We start from the raw sequence: 15,758 nt of genomic DNA on the forward strand, positions 1-15,758 counted from the left end.
TCAGACCGTCGCCGGCCCGGCGGGCGGAACGGCCGCGAGCATCCGCTCGAGGGCGATGCGCGCCTCGGCCTGCACCGACTCCGCGACCTCGATGCGATTGAGCACCGTCCCCGCGACCAGTCCCTCGAGCACCCAGGCGAGGTAGCCGGGGTGGATGCGGTACATGGTCGAGCAGGGGCAGACCACGTCGTCGAGGCAGAAGATCGTGTGCTGCGGGTACTGGACGGCGAGGCGCTGCACCAGGTTGATCTCGGTGCCGATCGCGAAGGTCGATCCCGCGGGTGCCGCCTGGATCGCCTTCACGATGTAGTCGGTCGAGCCGTACTCGTCGGCCGCGTCGACGACCGCCATCGGGCACTCCGGGTGCACGATCACGCGCACGCCCGGGTGCTCGGCGCGCGCCTTCGCGATCTGGGCCGTCGTGAAGCGCTTGTGCACCGAGCAGAAGCCGTGCCAGAGGATCACCTGCGCGTCCAGGAGCGTCGCGGTGTCGGAGCCGCCCTGCGGCTTCCGCGGGTTCCACATCGGCATCCGCTCCAGCGGCACGCCCATCGCCTTGGCGGTGTTGCGGCCGAGGTGCTGGTCGGGGAAGAACAGCACCCGCTGCCCGCGCGCGAACGCGTCCTCGAGCACGGTCGCCGCGTTCGAGGAGGTGCAGACCACGCCTCCGTTGCGGCCGCAGAACGCCTTCAGCGCGGCGGAGGAGTTCATGTACGTGACCGGGACGAGCGGCACGCGGCCGTCGGCGTCCGGCTCGGTGCCGTAGAGCTCGGTGAGCTCGGCCCACGCGTCCTCGACAGAGTCGATGTCGGCCATGTCCGCCATCGAGCAGCCGGCCGCCAGGTTCGGGAGGATCACGGCCTGCCCCGGACCGGAGAGGATGTCGGCCGTCTCCGCCATGAAGTGCACGCCGCAGAAGACGATCGCCTCGGCGTCGGGCCGGCTCGTCGCCGCCTTCGCCAGCTGGAACGAGTCGCCCACGTAGTCGGCGTACTGCACCACCTCGTCCCGCTGGTAGAAGTGCCCGAGCACGACGACCCGCTCGCCGAGCGTCTCCTTCGCCGCGAGGATGCGGTGGTGCAGCTCGTCGGCGCTCGCCGTCGTGTACTCCTCCGGCAGACGTCCCTGGACCGGGGCGTCGGCCGGGATCGGGTCGGCCTGGGAGGCGCCGGGCCCGTAGGCGGGCAGGCCGAGGTCGAACGACCAGGGGGCCTCCGCGAGCTCGGGCGCGCAGGTGGCGCCGGGCGCGGAGCCGCCCTCGATGAGCCGGATGGTGCTGTCGACGGATGTCACGGTGTTCTCCTCGTGAGGCGGGTGGGGGAGTCGGGCGGCGCGCTCAGACGGGCAGCGGGCCGTGGTCGACGAGCGCCGCCGACTCGTCGTAGCGGTAGAGGCGCGGGGGACGGTGGCGGGTGCCCGTCAGGCGCTCCCCGGTGGGCACCACGGTGCCGGAGCTCTCGATCGTCCGGCGGAAGTTGGCCGGGTCGAGGGGCTTCTGCAGTACGGCCTCGTGGACCTCCCGCAGCTGGGACAGGGTGAAGGCGCCGCCGAGGAAGGCCTGCGCGATGCGGGAGTACTCCATCTTGTTGCGCAGGCGCCAGAGGGCGTAGTCGACGATCAGTCCGTGGTCGAAGGCGAGCTCGAGCGGCAGATCGGTGCAGAGCCAGGCGACGTTCTCTCCCACGATGGCCTCGTCGGCCTCGGCGGAGCGCACGAGCGCCCAGTAGACGATCGACACGACGCGGTCCTCGCCGGGGGAGCGGTCGGTGCCGCCGACGGCGTAGAGCTGCTCGAGGTAGCGCGGAGCCAGGCCCGTGGTCTCGCGGAGAGTGCGGCGGGCCGACTCGGCGAGGTCCTCGTCCGGATGCAGCGGTCCGCCGGGCAGTGCCCAGAGTCCCTCGAACGGCTCGCGGATGCGCCGGACGACGGGGATCCAGACGGTGCTCGCTCCGGTCTCCGGGTGCGGCCGCAGGGCGAAGATCACCGTCGACACGGCGAGCTGCACGTGCGGCATCCGATGCCCCCTACTAAGAGTCGCACCGACTGTAAGTGCTGGGATCACCTTAGTGTCACCAACACCTGAACACCTAGCGGGAGAAGCGACACGCCGCTACGGGCCCGCCCCGCCCGCTAGGCTGACCGCACAACCGAATACCGGGCCGCAATACGCGACGCGGGAGAGCCGACTCCGGTCGGCACCGAAGGAGCAAGCCTCCCCGCCAATCTCTCAGGTCTTGTACCGCGTCGAACTGGCCACTCTGGAAAGCGATCCGCTCGGATCCGCCCATGGTGAAAGCGCTCGACCCCTCGGGGCGGCGCGAATCTCTCAGGCTCCACGACAGAGGGGGAGTTCCCACGGCACTGCTGTGCTCTGCCGCGAACGCGGCGCGAGTCCAGCACTGCGACGAAATGGAGAACTCATGTCCGAGACCCCGACGACCAGCCCCGAAGCCCGCTACTCGCCCCTGCACGAGGTGCACGTCGCCGCCGGCGCGTCCTTCACCGACTTCGCCGGGTGGCAGATGCCGGTTCGCTACTCCGGCGATCTCGCCGAGCACCACGCCGTGCGCACCGCCGCCGGCCTCTTCGACCTCTCGCACATGGCCGAGATCCTCGTCGTCGGCCCCGAGGCGGTCGACGCCCTCGACTACGCGCTGGCGAGCGACATCTCGGCCGTCGCCGCCGGCCGCGCGAAGTACACCCTTCTCCTGGAGCGCACGGGCGGCGTGATCGACGACCTCGTCGTCTACCGCACGGGCGAGGACCGCTTCATGGTCGTCGCGAACGCGGCCAACCGGCACATCGTCGTCGAGACGCTCCGCGACCGCACCGCGATGTTCGAGTGCGAGCTGTTCGACGAGAGCGACGACGTCGCCCTCATCGCGCTGCAGGGCCCGCGCTCGCTCGAGATCCTGCAGAACGTCCAGGGCCTCGCCGTCGAGACCGAGCGGGGAGCGGAGTCGGTGCTCGACACGGACGACGCCGCCCGCCTGCTCGCGGAGCTGCGCTACTACCGCGCCGTGCCCGCGACCTTCGAGGCGCACCCGATCCTGATCGCGCGCACCGGGTACACAGGCGAGGACGGCTTCGAGATCTACGTCTCGCCCGACTCCGCTCCCACGCTCTGGCAGGCTCTCGCCGAGACCGGCGCCGGAGCGGGCCTCGTCCCCGCCGGCCTCGCCGCCCGCGACACCCTCCGCCTCGAGGCGGGCATGCCGCTCTACGGCCACGAACTCTCCCGCGACGTCTTCCCCGCACAGGCCGGCCTCGGCCGCGTCGTCGCCTTCGGGAAGCCGATCGACTTCGTCGGCCGCGCGGCCAGCGAGGAGGGTCCCTCCGGAGACGCTCCCGTGCTCGTCGGGCTCGTCGGCGAGGGCCGCCGCGCCGCCCGCGCCGACTACACCGTCCTCTCCGGCGACGACGAGGTCGGAGTGGTCACCAGCGGCGTCCTCTCGCCGACCCTGGGCGTCCCGATCGCGATGGCCTACGTCGCCCCCGCCTCCGCGCAGCCCGGGACGGCGCTCGCCGTCGACATCCGCGGCACGCGCCTCCCGATGACCGTCACCGAGCTCCCCTTCTACTCGAGAAAGAAGAACTGACATGGCCGTGCCCACCGAGCTGCAGTACACCTCCGACCACGAGTGGATCCGGGTCGACGGAGAGGTCGCGACCGTCGGCATCACCGCCTACGCCGCGGACAAGCTGGGCGACGTCGTCTTCGTCGAGCTCCCCGAGGCGGGAGCCCGCGTCGAGGGCGGCAGCGTCGTCGGCGAGATCGAGTCGACCAAGTCGGTGGGCGAGCTGTTCGCCCCCGTCGACGGCGAGGTCCTCGAGGCCAACACGGCCGTCGTCGACAGCCCCGAGCTCGTCAACTCCGACCCGTTCGGCGAGGGGTGGCTGATCCGGGTCCGCTTCGACGCCCTGCCCGACGGCCTCCTCGACTCCGCCGCCTACACCGAGCTGGTCGGCGAGTAGATGGCGGCCACCAGGACCCCCGGCGCCTTCGAGTCCCGCCACATCGGGACCGACGCCGACGCGCAGCGCACCATGCTCGCTACTCTCGGGTACGACTCCGTGGAGGAGCTCGTCACCGCCGCCGTCCCCGAGTCGATCCACGTCCGCGACCTCCCGCAGGTGCTGCCCGCTCCGGCCACCGAGACGGAGGCGCTCGCCGAGCTGCGCGCCCTCGCCGCGAGGAACACGGTGCGTCGGCCGATGATCGGCCTCGGCTACTACGGCACGCACACCCCCGCCGTGATCAAGCGCAACGTGCTCGAGAACCCCAGCTGGTACACGGCCTACACGCCGTACCAGCCCGAGATCTCGCAGGGGCGCCTGGAGGCGCTGATCAACTTCCAGACGATGGTCTCCGACCTCACCGGCCTCGACACGGCCGGCGCGTCGATGCTCGACGAGGGCACGGCCGTCGTCGAGGCGATGCTGCTCGCGCGCCGCGCCTCGAAGGCGCGCACCGACGTCTTCGTCGTCGACTCCGACGCTCTCCCGCAGACCCTCGCGCTGCTGCGCGGCCGCGCGGAGGCCGTCGGCATCCGCATCGTCGAGCTCCCGCTCTCGCGCACCGCCGCGGAGGAGGTGCCGGAGTGCTTCGGCGCCCTCGTGCAGTACCCCGGTGCGTCCGGGCACCTCTGGGACCCGTCGGCGGTGCTCGCCGCGGTGAAGGCCCACGGCGGCCTGGCCGTCGTCGCCGCCGACCTGCTCGCGCTGACCCTGGTGCGCTCGCCGGGCGAGCTCGGCGCGGACGTCGCGGTCGGCACCACGCAGCGCTTCGGCGTCCCGCTGGGCTTCGGAGGACCGCACGCCGGCTACCTCGCCGTCCGCAAGGGACTCGAGCGCCAGCTGCCCGGCCGCCTCGTCGGCGTCAGCCAGGACGCGGACGGCCACCCCGCCTACCGCCTGTCCCTCCAGGCCCGCGAGCAGCACATCCGCCGCGAGAAGGCGACCTCGAACATCTGCACCGCGCAGGTCCTCCTGGCGGTCATGGCGGCGATGTACGCGGTCTACCACGGGCCGGACGGGCTCGCCGCGATCGCCGAGCGCGTGCACGGCCGGGCCGCGCTCCTCGCGCGCCTCCTCCTCGACCGGGGCCACTCCCTCCGGCACGCCGACTTCTTCGACACCGTCTCGGTCGTCGTGCCCGGCGGCGCGGAGGCGGCGGTCGCCCGCGCCCGCCAGGCCGGCTTCGACGTGCGCCTGGTCGACGCCGACACGGTCTCGGTGTCGATCGACGAGACGGTCACCGACCTCGAGGTGATCGCCGTCGCGACCGCCGTCGGGCAGCTGGACTCGTCGTTCGGCTTCCTCAGCGGCTCCGCGCGGAGCATCCCCGCCGAGCTCGACCGCCGCACGCCGTTCCTCGTGCACCCGGTCTTCAGCAGCCACCACAGCGAGACCTCGATGATGCGCTACCTCAAGCGCCTCGCCGACTCGGACTACGCGCTGGACCGCGGCATGATCCCGCTCGGCTCCTGCACCATGAAGCTCAACGCCGCCACCGAGATGGAGGCGGTCAGCTGGCCCCAGTTCGCGGACCTGCACCCGTTCGCCCCCGAGGCGGACGTGCAGGGCTCCCTGGCGCTGATCGACCAGCTGGAGGGGTGGCTCGCCCACCTCACCGGCTACGACTCCGTGTCGCTCCAGCCCAACGCCGGCTCGCAGGGCGAGCTCGCGGGCCTGCTGGCGATCCGCGGCTGGCACCGGTCGAACGGCGACGAGGACCGCACGGTCTGCCTGATCCCCTCGAGCGCTCACGGCACCAACGCCGCGAGCGCGGTCCTCGCCGGCATGCGCGTCGTCGTCGTGGCCTGCGACGAGCTCGGCAACGTCGACCTGGACGACCTCCGGGCGAAGATCGCCGAGCACGCGGGCTCCCTCGCCGCGCTGATGATCACCTACCCGTCGACCCACGGCGTCTACGAGCACGAGGTCGCCGAGATCTGCCGCCTCGTCCACGAGGCCGGCGGACAGGTGTACGTGGACGGCGCGAACCTCAACGCGCTCCTCGGCTTCGCCCGCTTCGGAGACTTCGGCGGCGACGTCTCGCACCTCAACCTGCACAAGACGTTCTGCATCCCGCACGGCGGAGGCGGTCCCGGCGTCGGTCCCGTCGCCGCGAAGGCGCACCTCGCGCCGTTCCTGCCCGGCCACCCGCTCGCGCAGCGGCTCGAGCACGGCGTGGGCACGCAGGGCGAGCGGATCGTCCACGGCGGCGCACCGGTGTCGGCAGCTCCCTACGGCAGCCCCGGCATCCTGCCGATCTCGTGGGCGTACGCCCGGATGATGGGCGAGGAGGGCCTGCGTGCCGCGACCGGGGCGGCCGTCCTCTCGGCCAACTACGTCGCCGCGCGCCTCCGCGAGCACTACCCGGTGCTCTACACGGGGGACAACGGGCTCGTCGCCCACGAGTGCATCCTCGACATCCGTCCGCTGACGGCGGCGACCGGAGTGACCGTGGACGACGTCGCCAAGCGCCTCGTCGACTACGGCTTCCACGCCCCGACCATGAGCTTCCCCGTCGCCGGGACCCTGATGGTCGAGCCGACGGAGAGCGAGGACCTCGCCGAGATCGACCGCTTCATCGACGCGATGATCGGGATCCGGGCGGAGGCCGACCGCGTCGGTGCGGGGGAGTGGCCGGTGGACGACAACCCGCTGCGCGGCGCCCCGCACACCGCCGAGTGCCTGACGGCCGAGGAGTGGACGCACCCCTACAGCCGCGAGCAGGCCGTCTACCCGGTCCGCTCGCTGGTGCGCGGCAAGTACTGGCCGCCGGTCCGCCGGATCGACCAGGCCTACGGCGACCGCAACCTCGTCTGCGCCTGCCCGCCCATCGAGGCCTTCGCCTGATCCGCCCGCACGCGCTCGTCCGCAACCGAGGGTGAGAGAGCAGGAACGGAGCCTCGAGCCCGTCCTGTCATCTCCCACCCTCGGCTGCGGACACCGTCGGTCCCGCACAGGCGCGGAGTGGGGCGCAGTTCTCCCGATCCGGGGGGAACGGCGCACGGCGACTCCGATGCACGAGGGAGCCCGACCGTGTGGAACGCGTGGTGGAGGTGCCGGCAGGGCTCGACGGAGTCGCGACGAGCGAGCAGCTCCACCGTGCGGGCGTCACGCCGCGGCAGTGGAGAGCCGCGGCGCGGTCCTGCGGCTCCTCGGATGCGATCGGTCCGACGTCACGTCCGCGGAGCCGGCGGCGCGAACAGCTCGGGCCAGAGGGCGACGGCCAGCGGGTACCCGACGAACGAGACGATGTCGATGATCGAGTGGGCGATCACCAGGGGCAGGGTGCGGCCGAAGCGCTGGTAGAACAGTCCGAACACCAGGCCCATGACCACGTTCCCGATGAAGGGCCCGATGCCCTGGTACAGGTGGTAGCTGCCCCGGAGCAGCGCACTGGTCACCAGGATCCGCCACCGCCCCCAGCCCAGATCGCCCAGGCGGGCGAAGAGGTACCCGATCACGACGACCTCCTCCTGCACTCCCGCCCGGATCGCGGAGAGCACGAGCACCGGCACCGTCCACCAGTACGCGTCCAGCGGCGAGGCCACCACCGCCACGGTGATGCCCAGCGCGCGTCCGAGGGCGTACAGCGCGATGCCCGGCGCGCCGATCGCCACCGCGAGGACGGTCCCGGTCCCCAGGTCCGCGAACGGCCGGCGCAGGTCGAGCCCCAGGCGCCCGAGCGGACGGCCCGAGCTCTGCCAGAGCAGGAACGCGCAGAGGGCCACCGGCACCAGGTCGAAGAAGAGCGCGAGCAGCTGGTAGACGAGGTCGAAGCCCGGGCGGTCGCTGAGGGCGCCGTTGATCGTCGCGGTCTGGTCGGCCAGTGCGGTCGAGCGGGTGAGCCGGTTGGCGATGGAGACCACCGAGTAGACCGCGGAGGCGCCCAGCGAGAGCCCGAGGACCAGCAGGATCTCGATGCGGATCCGGCGCCGTCCGGGCGCGGATCCTGACAGGTCGGTGGACACTCCGTGCGTCTCCTCTGAAGTCGATGTGTTGCGCGACGGCCGCCCGGTACGCACGTTTCGTGCAGAACAGCGCAAGGATTCCACCTCCCGGTTACCGCTGTGTAACGGTTGCCACATGCTTTTGTGCAGATAGCGGGCGAATACATAGTCTCGTTGAAGGCATCCGCGCGACGGCCACCAGTCTCGTGCGCCGCCGCCGTCGCCACGCGCACGGCACTCCACGCGTCAGGGAAACCACTTCTCGCGCGCCCCCACATCACTGGAGGAATAGTGAACATCAGACGTTACGGATTCGGGGCTCTGGCGCTCGTCGCCGCGAGCACGCTGGTCCTGGCCGGCTGCAGCAGCTCGAACGACTCGGGCGGAGGTGCATCGGGAGGCGACGCCGCCGCGATCATCTCCACCAACGGCTCCGAGCCGCAGAACCCGCTGATCCCGACGAACACCAACGAGGTGGGCGGCGGCAAGATCCTCGACGAGATCTTCGCGGGCCTGGTCTACTACGACGCCAAGGGCGCCCCCGAGAACGACGTCGCCGAGTCCATCGAGTCGGACGACGCGCAGAACTACACGATCAAAATCAAGTCGGGCCTGACCTTCACGAACGGCGACCCGGTCACCTCCAGCTCGTTCATCGACGCCTGGAACTACGGCGCCAAGCTGTCGAACAACCAGCTCAGCGCGTCGTTCTTCTCGAACTTCGAGGGCTTCAGCGACACCGAGGACAGCGAGCTCACCGGCCTCAAGGCCGTGGACGACACCACCTTCACCGTCGCGCTCAAGTCCCCGCAGTCGGACTTCCCGATCAGCCTCGGCTACTCGGCGTACTACCCGCTGCCCGCCGCCGCGTTCGACGACATGGCCGCCTTCGGTGAGAACCCGATCGGCAACGGCCCGTACAAGCTCGACGGCGACGACGCGTGGCAGCACGACGTCCAGATCGAGCTCGTCAAGAACGACGAGTACACCGGCCCCCGCGAGGCCCAGAACGGCGGCCTGAAGATCGTCTTCTACGCCACCCAGGACGCCTCCTACGCCGACCTCCTCGGCGGCAACGTCGACGTGATCGACCAGATCCCGGACTCCGCCTTCGGCACCTTCGAGAGCGACCTCGGCGACCGCGCCGTGAACCAGCCCTCGGCCGTGTTCCAGTCCTTCACCATCCCGGGCCGTCTCCCGCACTTCGACGGCGAGGAGGGCCAGCTCCGCCGCCAGGCGATCTCGATGTCCTTCGACCGCAAGGAGATCACCGACGTGATCTTCGAGGGCACCCGCACCCCGGCCTCCGACTTCACCTCCCCGGTGATCGACGGCTACAGCGACGCCCTCTCCGGCGCCGACGTGCTCGAGTACAACCCCGACGAGGCCAAGGCGCTGTGGGCTCAGGCCGACGCGATCAGCCCCTGGGACGGCACCTTCAAGATCGCCTACAACGCCGACGGCGGCCACCAGGGCTGGGTCGACGCGGTGACCAACTCGATCAAGAACACGTTGGGCATCGACGCCGAGGGCGACGCGTACCCGACCTTCGCCGAGGCGCGCACCAAGATCGTCGACCGCTCGATCGAGACCGCGTTCCGGACCGGATGGCAGGCCGACTACCCGAGCCTCTACAACTTCCTCGGACCGCTCTACGTGACCGGCGCCTCGTCCAACGACGGCGACTACTCGAACCCCGAGTTCGACACCCTGCTCCAGCAGGGCCTGTCGGACGCCGACGCCGACGCTGCGAACACGACGTTCCAGCAGGCCCAGGAGATCCTCCTGAAGGACCTCCCGTCGCTGCCCCTATGGTACGCGAACGTGACCGGCGGCTACGGCGAGGGCGTGTCGAACGTCGAGTTCGGCTGGAACTCGGTGCCGCTCTACTACGAGATCACCAAGAACTAAGCTCGAACCACTGGGGCGCTTCGCCCGTGCCGTCGGCCACCAGGTCACGGCACGGGCGGAGCGCCCTGTTTCGGTCACAATCGAATGAGGTCCCCATCCATGCGACTCCGGAACCGGCTGGGCTGACATGCTCGCCTACATCGTCCGACGCATCCTGCAAGCCGTCCCCGTGCTCATCGGCACCACGTTCCTCATCTACTTCATGGTCTTCTCCATGCCGGGGAACCCGCTCCTGTCGCTCTTCGGCGACAAGACGCCGAGCCCCGCACTCCTCGCCCGCCTCGAGGAGCAGTACCACCTGAACGAGCCCTTCTTCGTCCAGTACCTGTACTACCTGGGAGGCGTCGTCCGCGGCGACTTCGGCATCTCGTTCTCCGGCCAGTCCGTCAACGAGATCCTCGCCCGCACCTTCCCGGTCACCCTGACGCTCGCCATGATGGCGATCGTCATCGAGATCGTCGTCGCGCTGACCATCGGTCTCATCAGCGGTCTGCGCAAGGGCAGCTTCTTCGACGCGAGCGCGCTGGTCGTCAGCCTCCTGCTCGTGTCGGTGCCGATCTTCGTGCTCTGCTTCATCGCGCAGTCCTTCTTCGCGATCCAGCTGGGATGGTTCCCTCCGACCGTCGGAGCCGACGCGTCGTTCCAGAGGCTGCTGCTGCCCGCGATCGTGCTCGCCCTCTTCGTGGTCGCCTCGGCCATCCGCCTCACGCGCGGCTCGGTCATCGAGACGGCCGGCTCGGACTTCGTCCGCACCGCGTACAGCAAGGGGCTCTCGCGACGCCGCGTCATCCCCGTGCACGTCCTGCGCAACTCGCTCATCCCGGTCACGACGCAGTTCGGAGCCGACTTCGGCCTCCTGATCGTCGGCGCGACCGTGACCGAGGGCATCTTCAACGTTCCCGGAGTCGGGAACACGCTCTATCAGGCGATCATCCGAGGTGAGCGGCCGACCGTCGTCTCCTTCGTCACGGTCATGGTGCTGTTCTACCTCGTGGTGAACATCCTCGTCGACCTGCTCTACGCCGTACTCGACCCGAGGATCCGCTATGCCAAATGAGTCCACCGGCGGCGCGCAGAAGGCCCGCCGCATCGACCACTTCGTGGCCCCGCTCGAGGAGACGCCGATCGCGTCGGTCGACGCCGTCAGCCTCGACGAGAAGCCCAGCAACCTCTGGACCGACGCGTGGCGCGACCTGCGCAAGCGGCCCATGTTCTGGATCTCGGGCGTCCTGATCCTCGTCATCATCGCCGTCGCGCTGTTCCCGGGCCTGTTCACCTCGGTGGACCCCCGCCAGTGCGCGCTCTCGTTCAGCAACCAGGGCCCCGGCGACGGCAGCCTGCTCGGCTACACCAAGCAGGGGTGCGACGTCTTCTCGCGGATCATCCACGGCACGTCCACGTCGCTGACCGTCGGCCTCATCGTGATCGTGATCACGACGGTCTCCGGCGTCATCGGCGGCGCTCTGGCCGGCTTCTTCGGCGGCTGGGTCGACACCGTGATCATGCGCCTCGGCGACATCTTCTTCTCGATCCCCTACATCCTCGCCGCGGTCGTCATCATGTCCGTCTTCTCGGCCTACCGGAACGTGTTCGTCATCGCCCTGGCGATCGGCGCGTTCGCCTGGCCGACGACGGCGCGCGTCCTGCGCTCCGAGGTCCTCCGCGTGAAGCAGGCCGACTTCGTCGGCGCCGCCACCGCGACCGGCCTCTCCCGCATGGCGATCCTGTTCCGGCACGTGCTGCCGAACTCGATCGCTCCCGTCATCGTCGTCACGACGATCTCGCTCGGCGCGGCCATCACCGCGGAGGCGACGCTGTCGTTCCTCGGCGTCGGCCTTCCCGGCTCGGTCATGTCGTGGGGCAACGACATCAGCCAGGCCCAGCGCGATCTGCGCACCAACCCGCAGACGCTGATCTACCCGTCGATCGCCCTGACGGTCACGGTGCTGAGCTTCATCCTCCTCGGCGAATCGCTCCGCGACGCGCTCGACCCGAAGGCGAGGGCCCTCCGATGACCGCCACGACACCGAACGCACCGCACGGGCCGCTGCTCGAGGTCACCGACCTCGAGGTCGGCTTCCAGACCGGCAGCGGACTGGTCCCCGCCCTCCGCGGCGTGAGCCTCACGATCGAGCACGGCCAGACCGTCGCGATCGTGGGGGAGTCGGGCTCCGGCAAGTCGACGACCGCCGCCGCGATCATCGGCCTGCTCCCCGGCACCGGCCAGGTCACCGCCGGCTCCGTGCTGTTCGACGGCAAGGACCTCGCGAAGGCGACGAGGACCGAGCTCGAGGACATCCGCGGCCGCCGGATCGGCTACGTCCCGCAGGACCCGATGTCGAACCTGAACCCCGTGTGGTCGGTCGGCTTCCAGGTCGAGGAGACCATCAAGGCCAACGGCCTCGCGACCGGTCGCAAGGAGGTGCGCGCCAAGGCGATCGAGGTCCTGCAGAACGCGGGCCTCGCCGACGCGGAGAAGCGCCTCAAGCAGTTCCCGCACCAGTTCTCGGGCGGCATGCGCCAGCGCGTGCTGATCGGCATCGGCCTGGCCGCGGCTCCCCAGCTGCTGATCGCCGACGAGCCCACCTCGGCGCTCGACGTCACGGTCCAGCGCCGGATCCTCGACCACCTCGAGACGCTGACGAAGACCGACGGCACCGCGCTGCTCTTCATCACGCACGACCTGGGCCTCGCCGCCGAGCGCGCCGAGAAGCTCATCGTCATGTACAAGGGCCGCATCGTCGAGTCCGGCGCCTCGGTGGAGGTGCTGCAGAACCCGCAGCACCCCTACACGCAGCGCCTGATCGCGGCGGCGCCCAGCCTCGCGTCGCGCCGCATCCAGTCGACGGCCGGCCGGGCCGTGGAGTCGGTCTCCGGCGAGTCGGAGGCCGTGCGCGAGGTCGACCTGGTCGGCGCGGGCGCCGCGCACCACGCCGGCGCGGTCGCCTCGGGCGCCCCGATGATCGAGGTCGACGGCCTCACGAAGGTCTTCAAGATCCGCCGCGGCGGCCTGAAGGCCGAGGACTTCACCGCCGTCGACAACGTGTCGTTCTCGATCCCGAAGGGCACCACCACGGCGCTCGTGGGCGAGTCCGGATCGGGCAAGTCGACGATCGCCCGCCTGGTGCTGGGCCTCGAGACGGCGACGTCCGGAGCGATCTCGATCGCCGGTCGCCGGACCGAGAAGCTCAAGGGCCGCGACATGCTGGCGCTCCGGCGCTCCATGCAGCCGGTGTTCCAGGACCCGTACGGCTCGCTCGACCCGCTGCACAACATCGGCAACACCATCTCGGAGCCGCTGCGAGTGCACAAGGTCGGCGACCGGACGTCGCAGCGCGAGCGCGTCCTCGAGCTGCTCGACCAGGTGTCCCTCCCGCGCGTGATCGCGAGCCGGTACCCGAACGAGCTCTCCGGCGGCCAGCGCCAGCGCGTGGCGATCGCCCGCGCGCTCGCGCTGAAGCCGGAGATCGTGGTGCTCGACGAGGCCGTGTCGGCTCTGGACGTCCTCGTCCAGGCGCAGATCCTCCGCCTCCTCGCCGACCTGCAGGCCGAGCTCGGGCTGACCTACCTGTTCATCACGCACGACCTGGCGGTGGTCCGCGTGATCGCCGACGACGTCTGCGTGATGCAGAAGGGCAGGATCGTCGAGCACGCCCCGACGGACACCGTGTTCGACTCGCCGCAGCAGGAGTACACCCGCGAGCTGCTCGACGCCATCCCCGGCGCCGGCATCGAGTTCGCGGTCTGACCGACCGTCACCAGGGCCCCGGCCCCGCCTGGAGCGCTCCTCGGAGCCCTCCGGAGCGGGGATCCGGGGCCCTTCGCCGTGCGGACGCCTCGCTGCGGTACGATGGATGGTCCCCCTTTTGCACGAGAACACGAGACGAGTCCGTATCCATGGCAAGTGCCACCCGCTCCGACCTGCGCAACGTCGCGATCGTCGCCCACGTCGACCATGGCAAGACCACGCTGGTCGACGCCATGCTCAAGCAGACGAACTCCTTCGACGCGCACGCCCACGTGGACGAGCGCGCGATGGACTCCAACGAGCTCGAGCGCGAGAAGGGCATCACGATCCTCGCGAAGAACACCGCTGTCTCGTACAGCGGCAAGCACGCGAGCGACGGTCCCATCACCATCAACGTCATCGACACCCCGGGCCACGCCGACTTCGGCGGCGAGGTCGAGCGCGGCCTGTCGATGGTCGACGGCGTCTGCCTCCTCGTCGACGCGTCCGAGGGCCCGCTGCCCCAGACCCGCTTCGTGCTGCGCAAGGCGCTCGAGGCGAAGCTCCCCGTCATCCTCCTGGTCAACAAGACCGACCGCCCCGACGCGCGCATCGACGAGGTCGTCGCCGAGAGCCAGGACCTGCTCCTCGGCCTCGCCTCCGACATGGCCGACGACGTGCCGGACCTCGACCTCGACGCGATCCTCGACGTCCCCGTGGTCTACGCCTCCGGCAAGGCCGGCCGCGCCTCGGCGAACAAGCCCGAGGACGGCACGCTGCCGGACGCCGAGGACCTGGAGCCGCTGTTCGAGGCGATCCTCAAGCACATCCCCGCGCCGACCTACGACGACGACGCGCCCCTCCAGGCCCACGTCACCAACCTCGACGCGTCGCCGTTCCTCGGCCGCCTCGCCCTCCTCCGCGTCTTCAACGGCACGATCAAGAAGGGGCAGACGGTCGCCTGGGTCCACCACGACGGCACCCACACCAACGCGCGCATCACCGAGCTGCTGATCACCAAGGCGCTCGACCGCTACCCGGCCGAGTCCGCGGGCCCCGGCGACATCGTCGCGATCGCGGGCTTCCCCGAGATCACCATCGGCGAGACCATCGCCGACCCCGAGGACATCCGCCCGCTGCCGGCCATCACGGTCGACGACCCGGCGATCTCGATGACGATCGGCACCAACACCTCGCCGCTCGTCGGCAAGGTGAAGGGCCACAAGCTCACGGCGCGCATGGTCAAGGACCGCCTCGACCGCGAGCTCATCGGAAACGTGTCGCTCAAGATCGTCGACATCGGACGCCCCGACTCGTGGGAGGTCCAGGGCCGCGGCGAGCTCGCGCTGGCCATCCTCGTCGAGCAGATGCGCCGCGAGGGCTACGAGCTGACCGTCGGCAAACCCCAGGTGGTCACCCGCCAGGTCGACGGCAAGACGCACGAGCCCTTCGAGCACCTCACGATCGACGCCCCGGAGGAGTACCTCGGTGCGATCACGCAGCTCCTCGCCGCCCGCAAGGGCCGCATGGACGGCATGTCGAACCACGGCACCGGCTGGGTCCGCATGGAGTTCATCGTTCCGTCGCGCGGCCTGATCGGCTTCCGCACCGAGTTCCTCACCACCACGCGCGGCACCGGCATCGCGAACGCGATCCTGCACGGCTACGAGCCGTGGGCCGGCGCGATCGTCACCCGCAACAACGGGTCGATCGTCGCGGACCGCAACGGCGTCGTGACCCCGTTCGCCATCATCGCGCTCCAGGAGCGGATGACCTTCTTCGTGAACCCCACCGAGGAGGTCTACGAGGGCATGGTGATCGGCGAGAACTCGCGCAACGACGACATGGACGTGAACATCACCAAGGAGAAGAAGCTGACCAACATGCGTCAGTCCACCTCCGACACCTTCGAGTCGATGACGCCGTCGCGTCAGCTGACGCTCGAGGAGTGCCTCGAGTTCGCCCGCGAGGACGAGTGCGTCGAGGTCACCCCCGAGGTCGTCCGCATCCGCAAGGTGGAGCTCGATGCGAACGCCCGCGCGCGCATGACGAGCCGCCTCAAGAAGCAGGGCTGAGCCCCGGGCGCCTCGGCGCCCGCCCACGACGAGACCGGCCGGAGCGATGCTCCGGCCGGTCTCGTCGTCTCCGCCCGGTGC

11 protein-coding genes and 1 riboswitch are annotated in these 15,758 nt (G+C 70.3%); of the genes, 8 read left to right on the forward strand and 3 right to left on the reverse strand.

The genetic code is table 11. The features are described from left to right. Together nadA and C5C50_RS00725 are read right to left on the reverse strand one after the other, a co-directional pair. Positions 1-1,293 (reverse strand): quinolinate synthase NadA, encoded by a 1,293-nt coding sequence (nadA, locus tag C5C50_RS00720; RefSeq protein ID WP_104272622.1) that lies wholly within the window; start codon positions 1,291-1,293, stop codon positions 1-3. A 43-nt stretch (positions 1,294-1,336) separates the two neighbouring features. Further along, a complete protein-coding gene (locus tag C5C50_RS00725) occupies positions 1,337-2,014 on the reverse strand; it encodes an NUDIX domain-containing protein (protein WP_104272623.1) in 678 nt (225 codons plus the stop codon). 150 nt (positions 2,015-2,164) lie between these two features. Continuing rightward, positions 2,165-2,252, forward strand: a riboswitch (glycine riboswitch). A gap of 168 nt (positions 2,253-2,420) precedes the next feature. On the opposite strand from C5C50_RS00725, the gene gcvT reads away from it, so the two are divergent. From gcvT to gcvP, 3 genes are read left to right on the forward strand one after another with little or no spacing between them, the layout of a single operon-like run. Beyond that, positions 2,421-3,599: a glycine cleavage system aminomethyltransferase GcvT gene (gcvT, locus tag C5C50_RS00730; protein ID WP_104222970.1), complete on the forward strand. Its 1,179-nt coding sequence runs from the start codon at positions 2,421-2,423 to the stop codon at positions 3,597-3,599. Between the two features lies 1 nt (position 3,600). Then, on the forward strand, positions 3,601-3,975 hold the full coding sequence (gcvH, locus tag C5C50_RS00735; protein ID WP_104237541.1) for a glycine cleavage system protein GcvH: 375 nt from the start codon (positions 3,601-3,603) through the stop codon (positions 3,973-3,975). Next, positions 3,976-6,864, forward strand: a complete 2,889-nt coding sequence (gene gcvP, locus C5C50_RS00740) for an aminomethyl-transferring glycine dehydrogenase (RefSeq protein WP_104272624.1) — start codon at positions 3,976-3,978, stop codon at positions 6,862-6,864. A 326-nt stretch (positions 6,865-7,190) separates the two neighbouring features. Here gcvP and C5C50_RS00745 read toward each other — a convergent pair whose 3' ends face one another. After that, positions 7,191-7,985, reverse strand: a complete 795-nt coding sequence (locus C5C50_RS00745; protein ID WP_258067583.1) for a CPBP family intramembrane glutamic endopeptidase — start codon at positions 7,983-7,985, stop codon at positions 7,191-7,193. 270 nt (positions 7,986-8,255) lie between these two features. Between C5C50_RS00745 and C5C50_RS00750 the strand changes: the two genes are divergently transcribed. The 5 genes from C5C50_RS00750 (at position 8,256) to typA (ending at position 15,677) form a co-directional block, all read left to right on the forward strand. Then, the gene (locus C5C50_RS00750) at positions 8,256-9,875 is read left to right on the forward strand and encodes an ABC transporter substrate-binding protein (RefSeq protein ID WP_104260131.1); all 1,620 of its coding nucleotides are present in this window, start codon (positions 8,256-8,258) and stop codon (positions 9,873-9,875) included. A gap of 127 nt (positions 9,876-10,002) precedes the next feature. Beyond that, on the forward strand, positions 10,003-10,932 hold the full coding sequence (locus tag C5C50_RS00755; protein ID WP_104222975.1) for an ABC transporter permease: 930 nt from the start codon (positions 10,003-10,005) through the stop codon (positions 10,930-10,932). Next, positions 10,922-11,890, forward strand: coding sequence for an ABC transporter permease (locus C5C50_RS00760; protein WP_104222976.1), 969 nt, complete (start codon positions 10,922-10,924; stop codon positions 11,888-11,890). The genes C5C50_RS00755 and C5C50_RS00760 overlap by 11 nt, the downstream gene beginning before the upstream one ends. Further along, positions 11,887-13,623 carry an ABC transporter ATP-binding protein gene (locus C5C50_RS00765; RefSeq protein ID WP_104260189.1) on the forward strand — a complete coding sequence of 579 codons (1,737 nt, stop codon included), beginning with the start codon at positions 11,887-11,889 and terminating at the stop codon, positions 13,621-13,623. Before C5C50_RS00760 ends, C5C50_RS00765 begins: the two co-directional genes overlap by 4 nt. Positions 13,624-13,772: 149 nt before the next feature. After that, the gene (typA, locus tag C5C50_RS00770) at positions 13,773-15,677 is read left to right on the forward strand and encodes a translational GTPase TypA (protein WP_104222978.1); all 1,905 of its coding nucleotides are present in this window, start codon (positions 13,773-13,775) and stop codon (positions 15,675-15,677) included. The last annotated feature ends 81 nt before the right edge of the window (positions 15,678-15,758 follow it).

The organism is Rathayibacter sp. AY1D9 (assembly GCF_002932395.1).
In the GTDB taxonomy this organism is placed as follows: domain Bacteria; phylum Actinomycetota; class Actinomycetes; order Actinomycetales; family Microbacteriaceae; genus Rathayibacter.